Source organism: Rossellomorea aquimaris, assembly GCF_020171925.1.
GTDB lineage: Bacteria > Bacillota > Bacilli > Bacillales > Bacillaceae_B > Rossellomorea > Rossellomorea aquimaris_F.
Window position 1 is genome coordinate 825,010 of the sequence record NZ_JAIVAR010000001.1, and the last position, 16,765, is coordinate 841,774.

A 16,765-nucleotide genomic window follows, 5' to 3' on the forward strand; every position below is an offset into this window, starting at 1 on the left:
ATTCCAACATCTATATCTCAAATGGTCTAACTTTACATTTATTTAGATAAACCTACTTAAATATTCGTCAAATATTTTCTTCATCACTTTCGGTGTATTTTCTAAGTACACATTAATTTGTTCAACGTTTGATTCGAATTTATCGCCGTTTGTTTCATCGGTTGGAAAATCAGATATTCCTTTGATGATAATACATTCAACATCATTCTTCTTACAGATATAAACAATGGCACCCGCTTCTGTATCGGCGATTGTGATGTTGTTTTCTTTCAGTTCTAAGTAGTCCTTCCACATAACGACTGCTTTATCGGCGGTGCCAATTGTTCCGGTATTAAAATCTTTTCCATAGGTTGATAGATCAATATCGACTCTGAAGGATGGTTTAAGAAGAGGCTCGATTTCTTTTACCGTGCAATCATATTGAACGGCTTCATGGGGTACAAAAATATCCAAATTACTGAATCGATCGTCTATTCCTGCACAGGTTCCAGCAACGATTACCTTCGTTAAATCAAATTTAGAAATCATATACTGATTCGCACCAACACCATTTACTTTTCGTACACCGGTACTATAAAAAACAAGCTCGGTCTCATTCATTGTTCTCATGAAATACTCGCCATAAGGATAATGCAAACGTTCATGATCCTTTATGCCGAAATAGTCCAATGTCGCTTCATATTCCCACTTCGTTGCGATACTTATTCCTATCATCGACTTTTCTCCCTACAAATAGTATTTGCTACTGGGTCAGTCCCCAGAAGTTGCCTTATGATTGTGCTTTCATCAGATCTAGTAACGGAGCTGTAATATGATCAAATTTGTCCTGATCATCAAGAGAGACCCAAGCTACATCAATAATGTCATGGTTAGCTTCAAGATCTGAATCGAGGAAAAGTTCACCACCAATAATTTCAGCAACGAACGTGTACTTATTAGGACCTTTAACTAGTAATCTATTTACTTTCACATCGTAGCCCGTTTCTTCCTTCACTTCTATGATACAAGCCTGTTCAGGAGTTTCGGCTTCTTCAATTCCGCCACCAGGGTAATTCCAAACAATATCTCCCCTTTGAACTGATTGTTTTACCATTAATATTCTGTTGTCTTTCATCACTAGTGCTTGTGCAATCATTAGTTTACCCCCACTAAATCAGTCTTCCCATATGTATTAAATCCATAAAGACGGTTCTTCAGGATCTAAAGCAAAAAAACGTCCTCTCCACTCTCTCACTATATAATTATACATTAATTCCCAACCACTTAGTGTTTTTTATTCTATAATGGCAACTCTCTAAATAAAAAAGAGACATCACGCCCTTTGAAAAGGAGGATGTCTCATGCTATCTTGCAAAACCGCAGCCACCAACTTATATGACAGGCCCAACATAAGGTGCTTTCGGCATTCGATGAAAATCGTAGCTTGCTACATCCTCCACTCTGGTGAAGTATGCGTGTAAGCTATCGGACAGCATCAGATTCATGGTAGCATTTTTTTCATTGATTAAGAGGATCGGCTTCTGCATGGCGTACGCATATCCGATTTCAAATGATGTCCCACTGTCCACATACTTGCCTTCAAAATCGCGGATCCCCACCAGCACATCGGCACGCCTCAAGTTCCTCAGATCATTCCGGAACACCGTCCGCCTCCACTCTTTCGAACCAAATTCAAGATGTGGAAATTGATGAAAGCGTGCAGAGAAGATCTCAGACACATATGGGTTCTGCATGAGTGCATTCTCAAGCCTTTGAACCCTGTCAACTTGTTCCTCACTGAAGAAAGGACTTGCGATGAATACACGGATATTCCTTAGATTCTTGCTCTCCATTGCATCTCCCCCGTGACGTTTTTACTATGTATCATATTGGGGAATCTCTTGGTTCATGTGTTTTAATTGCGAATCAAGAAACATTTACTTACACGAGGGTCCGTCCCGATCTGTCCCCGGGTACGCTAAAGCGTTACTTTAGTGGGGGCAGCCAGCAGTACCCATAAAATATAGGTGTGTACCTCGTTCCTTCAGCGTGTTCCCTTATTATTGATAGACCCTCAATGGCCATTAAGAAAAAACATGGTCTGTAACCATGCTTTTTGTGTGTAGAAGTGGATTTTTTTGGTAAGTGACTGAATTATCCTCAGAATTGAATGAATTAATCAGGAAATCGGAAGAATAAAGGGGTAAATTAAAAGATTCTCGACTAAAATTCGAAGATTATCCTCCAAAAGCGGAAGATTATCCAATTCTCTTCCATTTCAACCTGCAGTAATCTCCAAATTCGACCGAAAATTAGCCTCTAAAAGCCCTCGAATTTCAAAGTTGATGGGTCGGATTCACTGCTAACCCTTAAAATTACGTATAAGTCACGATTTTACGTGCCTTAGTAGGAATCAGATTGCATAAACAAATAATAAAATTCTTCAAACAACCGAATCTCATTTTGAGTTAATTTGCACATTTCACAGTTACCTTCCTACTCACTGCTCTACAGAAGTATGTATTTTAAGCAAATAAATCTAGGTATTCATCATAATATCCTTTTGGGAAAACTAATACTGATTCTGTTTTTTCTCAGGAAAATACAAGCTGATTCCATATTTGACAGAAATAATGGTATCTTCATCTTCAAAAAGGTTCTCGTCAAGTTTTCCTAATAACGTCTTTGCTTTTTTACGTTTCATCTTTAAGAAATTAATTCCTTCCAATGTTGGATTAGCCTGATCAACAAATTCAAATGCATGGCTAGTCACACCATCTTCATGATAGTAGACCAATATACCAGCTTTTTCATAATGCTCTGCAGGTGTATTCTTTCCTTTCACAAACTCAACAGGTGTTTCTTTTATAATACTCTGAACTTCTTCTTTTTTTGTTAAATGTAAGTGAACCTACCGATGAATATGGGATAATTTCCATTTGTACACATCCTTACTGAACTCTAATAATCTTTGTATATATTATCATTTCTACAATAACCTCAATTCGGGTCGTTCCCTTAGCTGGTAGCATACCTAAAAAAAGTGACACACAGCAGAAAAGCCGATTTACTGGAAAATGCAGTAAATCGGCTCATTCATCTATTCACTACTATAGAGGCTTAACAGTATATGTATTTCCCCCGTTCACACTTACGACATTATAGTAAGTTATTTTATCGTTCGGAAATTTGACAGCGTATGAAATGCCGCCTCCATCATCTTTCAGCCCCTTGACCGTCACCGTGCTTGGAACCGGAATCGAGATGGCTGCAGGGTCGGTTGCGAGAATGAGCTTCTCTTTTAATGGTTGCCCGTTCACAAGAATTTGGACTTCATCATGATCTTCACTATTAAAATCCCATATCAGCATCTTCGCATCCCCGCCGGAATCCCCTACCGTCACATCAAAATCCCTCGGCGTGATTCCTGAGTTGGTTTCATCTGTAAATGGGGTTTCTCCAGCCAGCGTTGATTTGCTGATTCGATTGGCGACCACTTCCTCCGCACTACCTTCTGAGGAGTAGCTGCCTAGAATCATGCTTAAGCCAATAGCCAACAACACGGCTAAAATAGTTCCAAAAAAAACAGGTTTTCTATGGCTATGTTCATGGTAGATGACCTCGGGATGCTGCTCTTCCTCATCCAACACAATTTGATTGTCTGCATCATGAACAGAGTCTTTCTTAGCTCTTTTCAGCATTTCAGTTCCTCCTTAACGCACCATCTTAAAACTAATCGGGTACTTATAGTACCAATACGATAAAAATGATCTACCCAGTAAGATTGTCAGTAGAGATAAGCCTATCGCAACAGCTTTTCCGATTACCATTCTGTCTGCCCAGAGATTAGCGAAGGTCAAGCTGAGGTCCATGGCGATAAGACTGACAAAGCACATTTGAAAAAACGGAAGCAGTACAGGAAACTTGCGATAGATCCAGTTTAGAGAGTGGTACTTCATCGATAAGAAGAGTATGAAGCCCATAAAAGCGATCATTCCTAAGCCCAAACCAAGCCTTGGCGCTTCCAGTTTATAAACATCAAGGAGATCCAGGAATGTCATCAAGGGCCCAAAAACGATAATAAAAGCAGTGACTGGAAAAAGAAAAATGTAATAAAACAAAGCCCATGCGATTTTAATGATTTTTTTCATCTAGCAACCCCCCCTGCCTGTAAAAGATCCTTAGGCTTCAGCAACGTCAAATCTTCTAAAGTCGGCTGGTCGATTTCGCTCAGCCTCAATGCATGCGCACGGATGGCTGCTTCACATATATTCCTGGCCAACCGGCCATTACCAGCTGAAACACTCCCAGCGGTTCTAGCAAATATTTCTTTAAGCACATTTGCACCGTCACTGCTTAATTCATATCCTTTCGGCTTTAGCAGACGCTTGCTGATTTCCACCAGTTCATGTACTGAATAATCAGTGAAGCTGATCACATTGGGGAATCTTGAGCGCAAGCCTGCATTGGAATCCAGAAGCTGTTCCATATCAGCCTCATAGCCTGCTAAAATCACAATGATATTTTCACGGTGATCATCCATGAACTTGACGATCGTATCTATTGCTTCCTGGCCAAAATCCTGGCCATCGCCGAAAAGAGCATACGCTTCATCGACGAACAATATGCCACCAAGCGCCTTCTCAAGAACCTCACGGGTTTTCAGGGCAGTTTGGCCAACATATCCAGCCACAAGTCCCGAACGATCTGTTTCTACGATATGATCGAGCTTGATCACTCCAAGCTCCTTAAGCCTTCTTGCCAAAATCCGCGCAATGGTCGTCTTGCCCGTTCCCGGATTTCCTTTAAATACCATGTGCAGGGATTGGGCACCCATATCCGGCAGTCCCATCGCTTTCCTTTTGTTCGCTACTTCGATCTGAGCTGATAACGCGCGTACAAATGTTTTTACTTCATCCAGCCCGATCACCGAATCCAGCTCTTGCAGAGCTCTTTCCTTCGGCTGAACCTCCAGCAGTCCAAAATCAGCCAGGGTCAGCCTATTTAGTTCGTCTGTCCCTACATGATCAATCTCAACGATCCTTAATGCCTGGTTGCGAATCGCCGCCTCCAGCGTATTCCTCACCAACCGGCCATTTCCACTGTCGTTTTTACCAGGAATTTGGGTTTTTTTATAAAATTCAGCCAAGGTATGCTGCACATCAAATTCTAGATTGAAACCTTTGGATTTTGCCTGTAGCTCGGTCATCTGGGTAAGTTGTTCCGGTGTATAATCAGGGAACTCAATTTTTAACGGGAAGCGGGATCCGAGGCCCGGATTGCTCCGCAAAAACGTCTCCATTTCATCGGTGTAGCCAGCGAGAATGACCACAAGGTCGTTTCGATGGTTTTCGATCAGCCTAACTAGCGTATCAATCGCCTCTTTGCCAAACCCGCCTCCTTGGACACCTTCCTCAATCAGACTGTAAGCTTCGTCAATAAATAAGACTCCACCTAAAGCAGACTGGACGACCTCTGTTGTCTTCAATGCTGTCTGCCCCATATACTCTGCCACCAAATTACTGCGGTCCACTTCGATGAGATGCCCTGTTTTCAACAGTCCCATTGATTTAAGCATCTCGGCTAGCATTCGTGCCATTGTCGTCTTGCCTGTCCCTGGATTTCCGGAAAATACAAGATTCAGAGTCTGTGTTTGTTCAGTCAGGATCCCAGCTTTTTTACGCTTTTCATTCGCGAGGATCTGCTTTTCCAGACTCCTGATAAAATCCTTCACATTATCCAGACCGATGACTTTTTCAAACGCTGGTTCCAGCTCGAACCCCTGCCGCTCCCTTATTCCGAAATCCTCGGATGTTAAACGTTTATAGTCCCGTGCACCTGTTTCCTGGTTTAGTCTTACAGACTGTTTCCGGATGGCATCCTCCAGCATATTGCGCACAAGGCGACCGTTCCCCGCATCATTCCGCCCCGAAATCTGCTTGGAATCAAACAGTTCAATCAGCTGTTCCTTGATGCCAGAATCAATCGTGAAATCCTTCGCTGCCGCCATTCCTGTCAGAATCTCAAACATTTCTTCGGACGTATAATCCGGAAACTCAATGATATATGGGAAACGTGATTGAAGACCTGGATTCATCTTCAGGAAATCCTCCATCTCATTCGTGTAACCCGCAAGGACCATGACCAGATTGTCACGATGGTCCTCCATTCCCTTCACCAGTGTATCAATGGCTTCCATCCCAAACGGATCCTGCTTCTCTCTTGACAAGGCATACGCTTCATCAATGAATAATACGCCACCGAGGGATCGCTCAATGGCAGAATTGGTTTTGGGTGCAGTGGATCCTAGATATTCTCCAACCAGATCCTGCCTTGCTGCCTCTACCAATTGGCCTTGCGAAAGCAGTCCCATCGCTTTTAAAATCCGTGAAACGAGCCTTGCGACGGTTGTTTTCCCAGTACCGGGATTCCCGGTAAACACCATATGGATCGCCATTTTTCCAGCTGTTTTGTAACCGGCCTCCTGCCGCATTTTTTCAGCCTTCACCGTTTCCAACAGCTCATAAATCGCTGTTTTCACAGAGTGCAAACCAGTCAGGCGATTCAGTTCGTCCATCAAATCTTCAATCTTTTCCTCTTCCACCAGTGGAATGGACTTTAATAGGAAGCTTTGCTCACCCTTTGCCACCAGCAATTCATCCTGCCGGAGCTGAATCATCACTCTGTCACCCGCAACGAAAGTCCCTCTTGCCCTTAAATCAACAAGTGCCTGGTAAAAATCTTTTTCTGCTAAACTTTCGATTGCCTCACCATATTTCTTCGTTACCAAAATCCGTTCAACTAAACCAGTAAACAATCCTTCTTCAAACTTTACCATTAGCTGCGTTTGACTCTCGAGTTTGCGTGCAGAAGCCATGAGCTTGCTCCTTAAAATAGTCTCAACATCCTCAGGCAATAGCGGAGCTGAAAGAGCATATGATTGAATCCCTTTTAAAATTGGAGCGGGTATTTTACTCGCTACTTCAGTTGGCAACTTTCCATGCACTTCCCCTTTAAAGTCAACATCACTGTAGAAGACGAGGAAATAATTCGAGGCATCGATCTTCAGGTTGTTTTCCGTCCGGAAATAGCCCTGTTGGACAAGTCTTGAAACATACTTAAGAACCTCAGCATCAGCCTTCTCAATCCCCAAAAAGCAAACGGTTCCGATTCCATACTCAAATGCAGCGGAACAATCGAGGACGAAATTACTGTGAATATCCTTCTCTGTGTAATGCCGCAAATCAATCGTCACAGTCTGCTTATAAGGCACGAGCTTTTTCTTATAGAGCTGATCAATGAGCAGCTGTAATGTTGTATACTTACCCGTTCCAGAAGGGCCAGCCAGCAAAATGGTGTTTTGCACCTTGTCTTTTTCCCTATTAAAAAACGCTTTCTTATAGGAAACTAGCAGTTCATCAATAAACACATCTTGACGCAGGATCCTGCTAGTAAGTTCCTTCTTGATTTCTGCAAAAATCGCATCCAATTCTTCGTTTGAACGATTCAAGCCCATCTGCTTTAACCCATACTTTGCATCCTTGATTACTTCCCCAACACCACCAACGGAATGGGGAACATGCTGCGGATTGCCACTACCAGGTTCCATCCTTAGCCCTCCGGAATGAGCCATTGCCTGTGCCTGGCCGCCCAACCGCTGTTTCTTCCCCCTGAATCCTTTTGCTTGGACATAGTCGACCAATTGTATCTCGGGCAATATTATACGAAGCCACTTTTGAAAACCCATGACCTAACCTCACCTTACATTTGATTTACTTATAATTTTAAACCAAAATCTAACAAATACAATTAAATTTTCCAAAAACAAAAAGCAAGCAGGATGATTCTGCTTGCTCAGCTGGTAAGCATGGCGGCGGCTCGCGCGCTTCTGTTTGGATTTTTTTGGTAAGTGACTGAATTATTCTCAGAATTGAAAGAATCTAATAAGGAATCGGGAGAATATAGGTGTAAATTAAAAGATAATCGACTGAATTTGGAAGATTATCACCCAAAAACGGAAGATTAACCAATTGATTTCCATTTTCATTCGCATTAATCTTCAATTTCACTCAATAATAAGCCGCTAACAAAGCCCCGATCTCAATTTCCGTTAAATTTACCCATCATTATTACTCCAATCCAGCAGTTGAGGTTAAATTCAGGTACCGTTTTCCGAATTCAACTACCTTTTTCACTAAGAAGCGTGGTAACGGTTATTATATTTCCGAATTAAGAGAAACGTCACCGTACGCCAGACCACAGAAGAGCGAAAAGAAACCCCTCCCGCACAACCGCACGAAAGGGGCTCCCTCATCACAACTATTCTACTCATTCCTCCACATTCTCCTCCGTAACCAACTTCAACGGAACCGGAATCTTCTTCTCAACTTTCTTCCCTTGCAACACATCAGCCCCAGCTTGAACGGCCAACTGACCGATCTTCTCAGGCTGCTGAGCGACAGTTGCTGAAAGGTTACCGTTCCGGATGCTAGTCATCGCATCGTCATTTCCATCAAATCCAACGACCAACACGTCACGTCCAGAACTCTGGATCACCTGCAGTGCTCCTAACGCCATTTCATCGTTATGTGCAAACACTGCTTTAATATCTGGATTCCCTTGGATCAGGTTCTCCATCGTATTCAATCCTTCGGTACGATCGAAGTTCGCGGTTTGTTTGGCCACAACATCTAGCTTTTCATCTGCGATGTTGTGGAATCCGGCTCCACGTTCACGTGTTGCAGATGCTCCTGGAACACCTTCAAGTTCAGCAACCTTCGCTCCTTCACCGAGTTGTTCGACGAGGTATTCGCCGGCCATTTCGCCGCCCTTTTCGTTGTCGGAGCTTACGAGTGTCGCGACGTCTCCTTTTTCCGCTGAGCGATCAAGCGTTACAACCGGAATACCTAGGCTGTTGGCGGACTGGACGGCTGTGGAGATGGCTGCTGAGTCCGTCGGGTTGATCAATAGGACGTTGACGCCTTGTTGGATGAGGTCTTCTACGTCATTGATCTGTTTGGCGGCATCGTTCTGGGCATCGACAACGACGACTTCCATGCCTTGTTTCTTCGCTTCGTCCTCCACTCCGTTTTTCATGGAGACGAAGAATGGGTTATTCAATGTTGAAACGGATAGTCCGATTTTGATGTCTTCTGGGTTGGTGCTTTTAGTCGGCTTCGCCCATTCCGGCGGCTGCAGGGAGCAGGCACCGAGGAATAGGAGTGACAAACTGATTAGTAGTAGCCATGCTTTTTTCATAGTATCCCTCCTACGCTGCTTTCTTTCGGTCGATGAGAACCGCGATGATGATGACGACACCCTTTACGACCATTTGGAAGAAGGATGAGACGCCAAGCAGGTTCAGACCGTTGTTTAACGTTCCGATGATGAGTGCACCGATTAGTGTTCCAACGATCAGTCCGCGTCCGCCGGATAGGCTTGTCCCACCAAGGACGACGGCTGCAATCGCATCGAGTTCATACGATGTACCGGCCGTTGGCTGTGCTGAGTTCAAGCGTGACGTCAGGATCGCTCCTGCAAGGGCTGCCAATAATCCAGCCAGTGAGTAGATCATCACTTTGATGCGTGGTACTTTGATACCTGAGATGAGTGCTGCTTTTTCATTCCCACCAATGGCATACGTTTTACGGCCGAACGGTGTTTTGTGCAGGATCACCCAAAGAATCGCGAACGTCATGATCATCGTGACTGCAGGTACAGGGATTCCAAGGAAGTAGCCTCTTCCGAACAATTGGAATGCATAGCTGTCGCCAAGACCCGTAATCGGATTTCCGTCAGTATACACGAGCGTCAAACCACGGAACATCGTCATTGTTGCAAGTGTCGCGATGAATGGTGCCATTTTTCCTTTTGTGATTAAAAGTCCGTTGACCATCCCCATTACGGCTCCGAGGATACACCCGATCAGGATCGCAAGGATCGGGTCGACTCCCGATACCATCATTCCTGCCATCAAGGCACTGGATAAGGCGAGGATGGAGCCGACTGATAAATCAATTCCCCCGGTCAAAATGACGAAGGTCATCCCGTAGGCAATCAGGGCGTTGATCGCCACTTGTCGTAATAGATTCAATAAGTTCAAAGGTTCTAGAAAACTAGGGTTGATGATGGATACCGTCGCAACCAGTACAAACAGTCCGAGTAATGGACCGAGCTTTTGCATTAGATTGCCGACATGATTCGTTTTGAGTGCATTATTCATGTGCGTGACCTCCTGTCGCCAATGTCATGATTTTTTCCTGTGTGGCTTCTTCTTTTGAAAGCTCCCCTGTAATCGTCCCTTCATGGACAACGAGGATGCGGTCGCTCATCCCGAGCACCTCTGGCAGTTCGGATGATACCGTCACGATTGCGACGCCTCGGTCGGTGAGCTCGTTCATTAGTTGATAGATTTCACGTTTCGCGCCGACATCGACTCCCCTCGTCGGTTCATCGAGGATCAGCACTTTCGGACCGATCCCGATCCACTTGGCAATGACCACCTTCTGCTGGTTTCCGCCTGACAGGTTCTTTGCGTGGGTACGGGCCGATTCGGTCTTGATCGTCAATCGCTTGATGAGCATTTCCACAAAATCCTGCTCGCTCTTTTCGTTAATCAAGCCATTTTTGGTAAAACTGTAGAGGCTTGGAAGGGCGATATTATCCTTCAAGGAAAAGTCGAGGACGAGTCCTTCATCCTTTCGATCCTCAGTGATGAATCCAAGACCGAGCTTCACGGCTTGATCCGGTGTTTTGATTGTGACCGGCTTGCCGTTCACAAGGATCTCGCCTTCATAACGTCCGTCAAGTCCGAAGATGGTTCGCATGATTTCCGTCCGGCCTGCGCCCATCAAACCTGACACGCCGACAATTTCGCCTGAGCGAACTTCGAAGCTGACCTTTTCAAACAGTCCCTTCTTCGTCAGGTTCCGTACTTCAAGCATCGTCTCGCCTGGCTTTGGATCGCGTTTTGGAAAGCGGTCCGTCAATTCCCGTCCGACCATTTTCTTGACGACCTCATCGAAATTCGTCTCGGGGATTGGCGTCGTATCGACCGTGCGTCCGTCACGCATGACCGTGATGCGGTCACAAATCGTGAAGATCTCTTCCATCCGGTGAGAAATATAAACAATGGAGACACCGGCTTTCTTCAGTGATCGGATGACGGTGAAAAGCGTCTCGATTTCCCGGTCCGTCAATGCCGCCGTCGGCTCATCCATGATGATCACTTTCGCATCGGTCATCAATGCTTTTGCGATTTCGATCATCTGCTGTTGCCCGACCGAGCACTGACCCGCTTCCTTCGTGAGCGGAATCGAAATGTTCAATTTCTCAAACTGCTCATTCGCAATCGCTTTCATTTTTCTCGTGTTGATCAGACCGAATTGTGTAACCGGTTCCTTATTGATGAAAAGATTCTCAAGCACAGTCATCTCAGGCCAGACATTCAACTCCTGATGGATGAAGGCAATCCCGAATTCCTCTGCCTGGTTCGGATTTTCGAACGTCGTTTCCTTCCCGTCGATGGTGATCGTTCCCTTATCCTTTTTGTGAAGACCGGTCAGGATATTCATCAGTGTTGATTTCCCGGCACCATTTTCCCCCATCAGGGCATGGACCTCACCCTCCCGGATCTCGATGTCCACGCCCTCAAGGACAGAGTTCGTACCAAATGATTTATGGATATTCTTCATGCTGATCTGCATGCTCTCTCACCCCTTTGTGTTAAAAAATGACTCCCGCATGGAGGATGCAATTCGCATACGGTGTGACTTCCCCCGTCCGGATGACGGCCTTCGCCTTATGGGTTTCTTTTTTAAATTGTTCATGCGATACATACTGGATCCCGTCAAACCACGAGGTCATCTGCTTCTGCACCTCTGCATTCGTTTCCACTTCGTCTGCAAGCGTGACATTTTCTACGACCATCTCTTCCTTTAACAGTTCGACCACGTCAAGGAACGATGGTTCTCCCTGCTTCAATGCCAAGTCGATTTTCACGACGTCCGATGGAATCGGGAGACCGGCATCGGCCACCACGATCGTATCGGTGTGACCGAGATCGGCTAGTATTTTTGAAATGTGACTGTTCAAGATGCCATGTCGTTTCATTCTGCCAGCTTCCTTTCCACTTCGTCTCTTGTCGGCATTCCGCCCTGTGCTCCGAATCCTGTCACCGAAAGCGATGCTGCCCGGTTCGCGAACCGTAGGCTTGCTTCCATTGATTGACCTTCCGCCACGGCTGTCCCGAATGCGGCATTGAAGGTATCTCCTGCCCCAGTCGTATCGACGACGTCGACCTTGAAGGAAGGAACGAGGATTTCTTTTGTTCCATTATGGTAACGGACTCCTGCTGCTCCTTCAGTGATGATGACCTTGCCAGGGTATTGTTTCAGTGCCTCTGACGGCTTTGCCCCTTGGAAAAGAACATCCGTTTCGTGCTCATTCGGTGTCAGGTAGCTCGCACCATCAATGACTTTTTGTGAGATCTTCCGTGCCGGTGCCGGGTTAAGAAGCAATGGAACCCCAATGTTTTTGCACAGATCTGCCACGTACTCAACCGTTTCCTCCGGGATTTCCTGCTGGATCATGATGAGATCGCATGTTTTCAGGAAATCAGCTGTTTTCTCGACGTATTCTGGTGTCACCAGGTCGTTTGCCCCTTTGACGACAACAATGCTGTTATCGCCTTCAGCTAGGATGATGTGGGCGGTTCCGGATTTCGTATCTGTAACCGGTTCCACATACTCGGTATGAACACCGTTACGCTTAAAGTTATCTAAAATTTCTTTTCCGTATGGGTCATCACCCACGCAGCCGATCATGTACACGTCAGCCCCTAAGCGTGCTGCCGCTACCGCTTGGTTTGCGCCTTTGCCTCCCGGTACGGTATGGAAGCTGTCGCCAAGAACCGTTTCCCCTGCGCCTGGTCGCTTATTTGAAGTGACCACCAAGTCCATGGATGAACTGCCAATCACGGCAATTTTCGCTTTTTTCATTTCTCTTCATCCTTTCTTGTTGTGTTTCGCTGTATGAGTTCAACCGGAAGCTGAACGGATGTTTCAATATCTTTTTCTTTTTTTATCAGTTTAATCAGAAGTGCCGCGGCCTGCCTGCCCATTTCGTATGCCGGCTGCCTGATCGTGGAGAGCGCCGGATAGGAAAGACTGCTCTGTGGGATGTCATCGTAGCCGATGATCTGAACGTCTTCTGGGATCTTCTTCCCTAGCCTCAAGGCCTCATGGAGAATCGCGATCCCGACGATATCATTGCTTGCGATGACGCCATCCGTATCAGGATAGGTGGCGAACAGTTCCTCCGCCCAGCCTTTCGCGTCTTCAAACGAGAACGAAGTCGTTGACATCGCCGTGAAATCGACGTCTGTCCCGCTCAAATACTCGACGGCACCCCGGAATCGATCCTGGGCCGGCTTGACGTGGGCCGGTCCCTTCATGACGGTGATCCGCTTCGCCCCTTTTTCCACGAGCGTCTTTGCTGCCAGCCGTCCGCCTTTTCGTCCGTCCGCATAGACAGCAGGATAGTCATCCGTGGTCCGGTCAAGGAGGACGAGTGGAAGGTTCAATTCCTTATAAAGCTGGTCATGCTCCACATGATTGGTCGCTGAGATCATGCCGACGACATTGTTCTGGACGAAGGTCTGGATATAATCCAGTTCCTTCTGGATGTTCTCGTCGCTGTTCCCTAGGAGGAGCCTGAATCCCGCCTCACTCACTTCATCCTCGACCCCTCTCGCCAGCTGCGGGAAGTACGGGTTCGTGATATCCGGGAGCAACAGCCCGATCAGCCTCGACTCTCTTTTATAAAGGGAGCGCGCCACTTCATTCGGACTGTAATTCAGCTTCTCGATTGCACTCATCACTTTCTTCCTCGACTCGGCTCCTACATAGCCGTTATCATTGAGCACCCGCGAGACCGTCGCAACCGACACCCCCGCTTCACTCGCCACATCCTTGATTGTTGCCACGCACGTCACTTCCTGTTCGTTGGTTGGTTAGTATTTTGTGTAACCGGTTACACATACGATAACATATGTTTGTAACCGCTTGCAATTATTTTTAATAAAAAAGTGATGGTAAGGTTATTTCATTACAACTTCTTTCTAAACGAATAACACCACTTGTCATACGTTAATTTCTCTTCATAAAACCGATGTGCATCACTTCTACTTATACCTGATTCCAGCGCGACATACTCAGCACCATTTTCCTTTGCATATGTATGGATATAATGTAGTAATCGCTCTCCATATCCTTTTGAATGATGTGATGAAGAAGTGATTAAATCATAGATATAAAGATGATGCTTATTGTAAATAGATCTACGCTATACAAAAAGGGTCAATTCCGCGGTAGGATAACCTACGAGGAATTGACCCCCATCAATTACACTCTTGCCTAATCATTCTCGGGATCGTTCTTTTTCCGAAGTAGTTTCGGCAGGCGAACAGCCTTGATTTCATGCTCTTCAAAGATATTTCCGATCTTCGTCATGATTGACGTCACCAGTGTCGCGAAGATCACAATTGAATAAAATCCGGCCCCGATTCCAATTCCGATGCCCCCGACATAGAAGATCATCGCAGCGGAAGTGAGTCCTTTCACTCGCAGTCCATCCTTCAGGATCACGCCGGCACCCAAAAACCCGAGCCCCGATACGATTTGGGCCGCGAGTCGAAGGGGATCCATCATCTTCCCACTATCCGGCTGACTCAGCATCTCGGCCCCTTCTATCGAGACGATCGTGATCAAGGTACATGCCACCGACACGTACGTATAGGTTTTCAACCCTGCTGGCTTATTTTTTGATGAACGGTCCCATCCGATGATGAATCCTAGAATCGCACTCACCACAATCCGGAAATAAATCTCATGCTGCCAGAAAAAATCCGTCAAACCATTCATGAAATGTGACATCTCTCCAACCTCCCTTAACGCAAAAGAGACCTCGCCACAAAACGAGTCGCCGATTCTAGTGAGAATACATACCGCTCGCTTTGTAAGTGGATCTCTATAACGCTGTTTACTCAATTTCGTTCTTAAGTATATTTCTGTTATTTTACACGAATGTTTTCTTTTGAGCAATGGTAGGTTTGACGTGTAGGGGTTAGTGCTAGCTTGTCGGGTGAATGCTCTGCTTTGGTATAGTATCACCGTGATGAGGGACGGTCCCCGGAAATCCGATACACTATTGGGTATTCCTGGGCCTCGATTTACAGGTTTTGATAATATATTTCTATTTTTGATAATAAAAGCTAGAATTTGATAATATATCCTGATTTTTGATAATAAGTTCGGGCTTTTTGATAATATAATTTTCTAAAAGTCAAAAATACCCCTCAGATGTGTTGCATAAATCAGATTCATCAGTCTTTTACTTACATTTCCCCACGTTATTAAGTAAGAAAGTGAGTTTTAATCCATAAAGTAGCGATTTTCGAGTGAAACTCGCCCCTCAGTACCTACAAACCTTTCAACGCATCCTTATACCTGTGATAATACGCTTCAACATTATTCAACAATAGTAACTCAGTATACAAATATACCTTCATATTAAAATCATTGAAATCAATCGTCGTCAGTTCCTGTATCTTTTTGATCCGATAATTCAACGTATTCGGATGGATGAACAGTTCATTGGCTGTCTGTTTCCCCTTTCCATCATTCGCCAGGAACACTTCGAGTGTCTTGAGCAGATCTGTTTGTTTCTTCACATCATTTTTGATCAAAATCAACAAGTCGTCACTGTAATAATCCTTTGATGTATTTTTCTCATATAGTGTTGGCAAGTACCGGTAAATGCCCAGTTGAGCGAATTCACGCGGCATCGATTCTGGACGCGGACCGATGAAGTTAGCTGTTTCAATGACTTCCGACGCTTCCAAGAAGCTCTTTCTTGCTTGGTATAACGTGGTGTATTCCTTCCCGATCCCGATCAGGAAGTGGTAAAATTCTTCTTCGCCTGTTTGTTCTTTCACCTTTTCGACGAGATCTCTCGCTAATTCGAGCGAAGAACCCGGTGTGTCTGCTTTGCCGTAAAGAACGAGAATCACTTGGTATTCCGTCCGTAACGTGTAGATGTTTGTGTGGAAGCTGGATTCCTGGACCAGCTTCTCAAGTTGGTCGAGCATAGGCTTATACGCTGACGATGAAATCGAGAATACCGCTACCGTGAAGCGTTCAGGAAGTGTCAGCTTGACGAGGGACGCGTCATGTCGGAGCTGGCTTTCACTTCCATACTCGTGCTGCAGGAGATGCCATAATACTTCTTCTTTTCGATTCTTTTTGATATTGACCTTTGCATAGAGATCATTGATCAGGTTTCCAAGATGTGGGGAGATTTCTTCAAGGAAAGAGAGCTCTTCATTTTCAAGAAGACGGCTCGATTCCTGCACCCAGATATACCCCAACGTGTTTCCGAGATACTTTGCGGCGATGACGACACGCTGGTGGAATCCTAGCTCTTCCATCGCTTGTACCCGGATTGGATCTGTATGATTTTCGAGCTGGTGGACGATCCCCTCTTTTTTCAATCGATCGATGATGAAGACCGGACATTTTTTTGTGAGGATCGTCTTTTGCTGTGTTTGGTCGAATTTATTTGAAGAGGAACTGTATGAAATCAGTTCAAAGTTTTTATTTTCGATGATGACGGGGTTGCCTAATTTTGCGCTGATTAATTCCGTTGCTTTATGTATGTCTTCTGTTTGGAGGATAACATCTATTGCTTCCATACGAATCTTACCTTTCCACGAATGAGTATGATTCCT

Annotated in this window: 16 protein-coding genes; all 16 read right to left on the reverse strand. The window is 45.2% G+C overall.

Annotated elements, in window-relative coordinates; translation table 11 throughout:
- Nucleotides 1-42 precede the first annotated feature (42 nt).
- The 16 genes from LCM10_RS04305 to LCM10_RS04380 all read right to left on the reverse strand — a co-directional run bounded on the left by LCM10_RS04305 (nt 43) and on the right by LCM10_RS04380 (nt 16,729).
- Complete coding sequence (locus tag LCM10_RS04305; protein ID WP_224874934.1) at nt 43-714, reverse strand: permease; 672 nt, start codon at nt 712-714, stop codon at nt 43-45.
- Nucleotides 715-769: 55 nt separating this feature from the next.
- Entirely contained in the window at nt 770-1,135 is a 366-nt protein-coding gene (locus tag LCM10_RS04310; RefSeq protein ID WP_224874935.1) for an NUDIX domain-containing protein, read from the reverse strand.
- 235 nt (nt 1,136-1,370) lie between these two features.
- The gene (locus LCM10_RS04315) at nt 1,371-1,832 is read right to left on the reverse strand and encodes a nucleoside 2-deoxyribosyltransferase (protein WP_224874936.1); all 462 of its coding nucleotides are present in this window, start codon (nt 1,830-1,832) and stop codon (nt 1,371-1,373) included.
- Nucleotides 1,833-2,551: 719 nt separating this feature from the next.
- Nucleotides 2,552-2,824 carry a hypothetical protein gene (locus LCM10_RS04320; protein ID WP_224874937.1) on the reverse strand — a complete coding sequence of 91 codons (273 nt, stop codon included), beginning with the start codon at nt 2,822-2,824 and terminating at the stop codon, nt 2,552-2,554.
- Nucleotides 2,825-3,089: 265 nt separating this feature from the next.
- Nucleotides 3,090-3,680: a hypothetical protein gene (locus LCM10_RS04325; RefSeq protein WP_224874938.1), complete on the reverse strand. Its 591-nt coding sequence runs from the start codon at nt 3,678-3,680 to the stop codon at nt 3,090-3,092.
- Between the two features lie 12 nt (nt 3,681-3,692).
- A complete protein-coding gene (locus LCM10_RS04330; RefSeq protein WP_224874939.1) occupies nt 3,693-4,130 on the reverse strand; it encodes a hypothetical protein in 438 nt (145 codons plus the stop codon).
- Nucleotides 4,127-7,726, reverse strand: coding sequence for an AAA family ATPase (locus tag LCM10_RS04335; protein ID WP_224874940.1), 3,600 nt, complete (start codon nt 7,724-7,726; stop codon nt 4,127-4,129). The genes LCM10_RS04330 and LCM10_RS04335 overlap by 4 nt, the downstream gene beginning before the upstream one ends.
- 581 nt (nt 7,727-8,307) lie before the next feature.
- A complete protein-coding gene (gene rbsB / locus LCM10_RS04340) occupies nt 8,308-9,237 on the reverse strand; it encodes a ribose ABC transporter substrate-binding protein RbsB (protein WP_224874941.1) in 930 nt (309 codons plus the stop codon).
- Nucleotides 9,238-9,247: 10 nt separating this feature from the next.
- Complete coding sequence (gene rbsC, locus LCM10_RS04345) at nt 9,248-10,201, reverse strand: ABC transporter permease subunit (RefSeq protein ID WP_224874942.1); 954 nt, start codon at nt 10,199-10,201, stop codon at nt 9,248-9,250.
- Complete coding sequence (locus tag LCM10_RS04350; RefSeq protein ID WP_224874943.1) at nt 10,194-11,684, reverse strand: sugar ABC transporter ATP-binding protein; 1,491 nt, start codon at nt 11,682-11,684, stop codon at nt 10,194-10,196. Before LCM10_RS04350 ends, rbsC begins: the two co-directional genes overlap by 8 nt.
- Nucleotides 11,685-11,703: 19 nt before the next feature.
- Nucleotides 11,704-12,090, reverse strand: a complete 387-nt coding sequence (gene rbsD / locus LCM10_RS04355; protein WP_224874944.1) for a D-ribose pyranase — start codon at nt 12,088-12,090, stop codon at nt 11,704-11,706.
- On the reverse strand, nt 12,087-12,977 hold the full coding sequence (rbsK, locus tag LCM10_RS04360; protein WP_224874945.1) for a ribokinase: 891 nt from the start codon (nt 12,975-12,977) through the stop codon (nt 12,087-12,089). The genes rbsD and rbsK overlap by 4 nt, the downstream gene beginning before the upstream one ends.
- Complete coding sequence (locus tag LCM10_RS04365) at nt 12,974-13,963, reverse strand: LacI family DNA-binding transcriptional regulator (RefSeq protein ID WP_224874946.1); 990 nt, start codon at nt 13,961-13,963, stop codon at nt 12,974-12,976. Before LCM10_RS04365 ends, rbsK begins: the two co-directional genes overlap by 4 nt.
- Nucleotides 13,964-14,085: 122 nt before the next feature.
- On the reverse strand, nt 14,086-14,313 hold the full coding sequence (locus LCM10_RS04370; RefSeq protein ID WP_224875597.1) for a GNAT family N-acetyltransferase: 228 nt from the start codon (nt 14,311-14,313) through the stop codon (nt 14,086-14,088).
- Nucleotides 14,314-14,393: 80 nt separating this feature from the next.
- Entirely contained in the window at nt 14,394-14,912 is a 519-nt protein-coding gene (locus tag LCM10_RS04375; protein WP_224874947.1) for an MgtC/SapB family protein, read from the reverse strand.
- 545 nt (nt 14,913-15,457) lie between these two features.
- On the reverse strand, nt 15,458-16,729 hold the full coding sequence (locus LCM10_RS04380) for a PucR family transcriptional regulator (protein ID WP_224874948.1): 1,272 nt from the start codon (nt 16,727-16,729) through the stop codon (nt 15,458-15,460).
- Between the last annotated feature and the right edge of the window lie 36 nt (nt 16,730-16,765).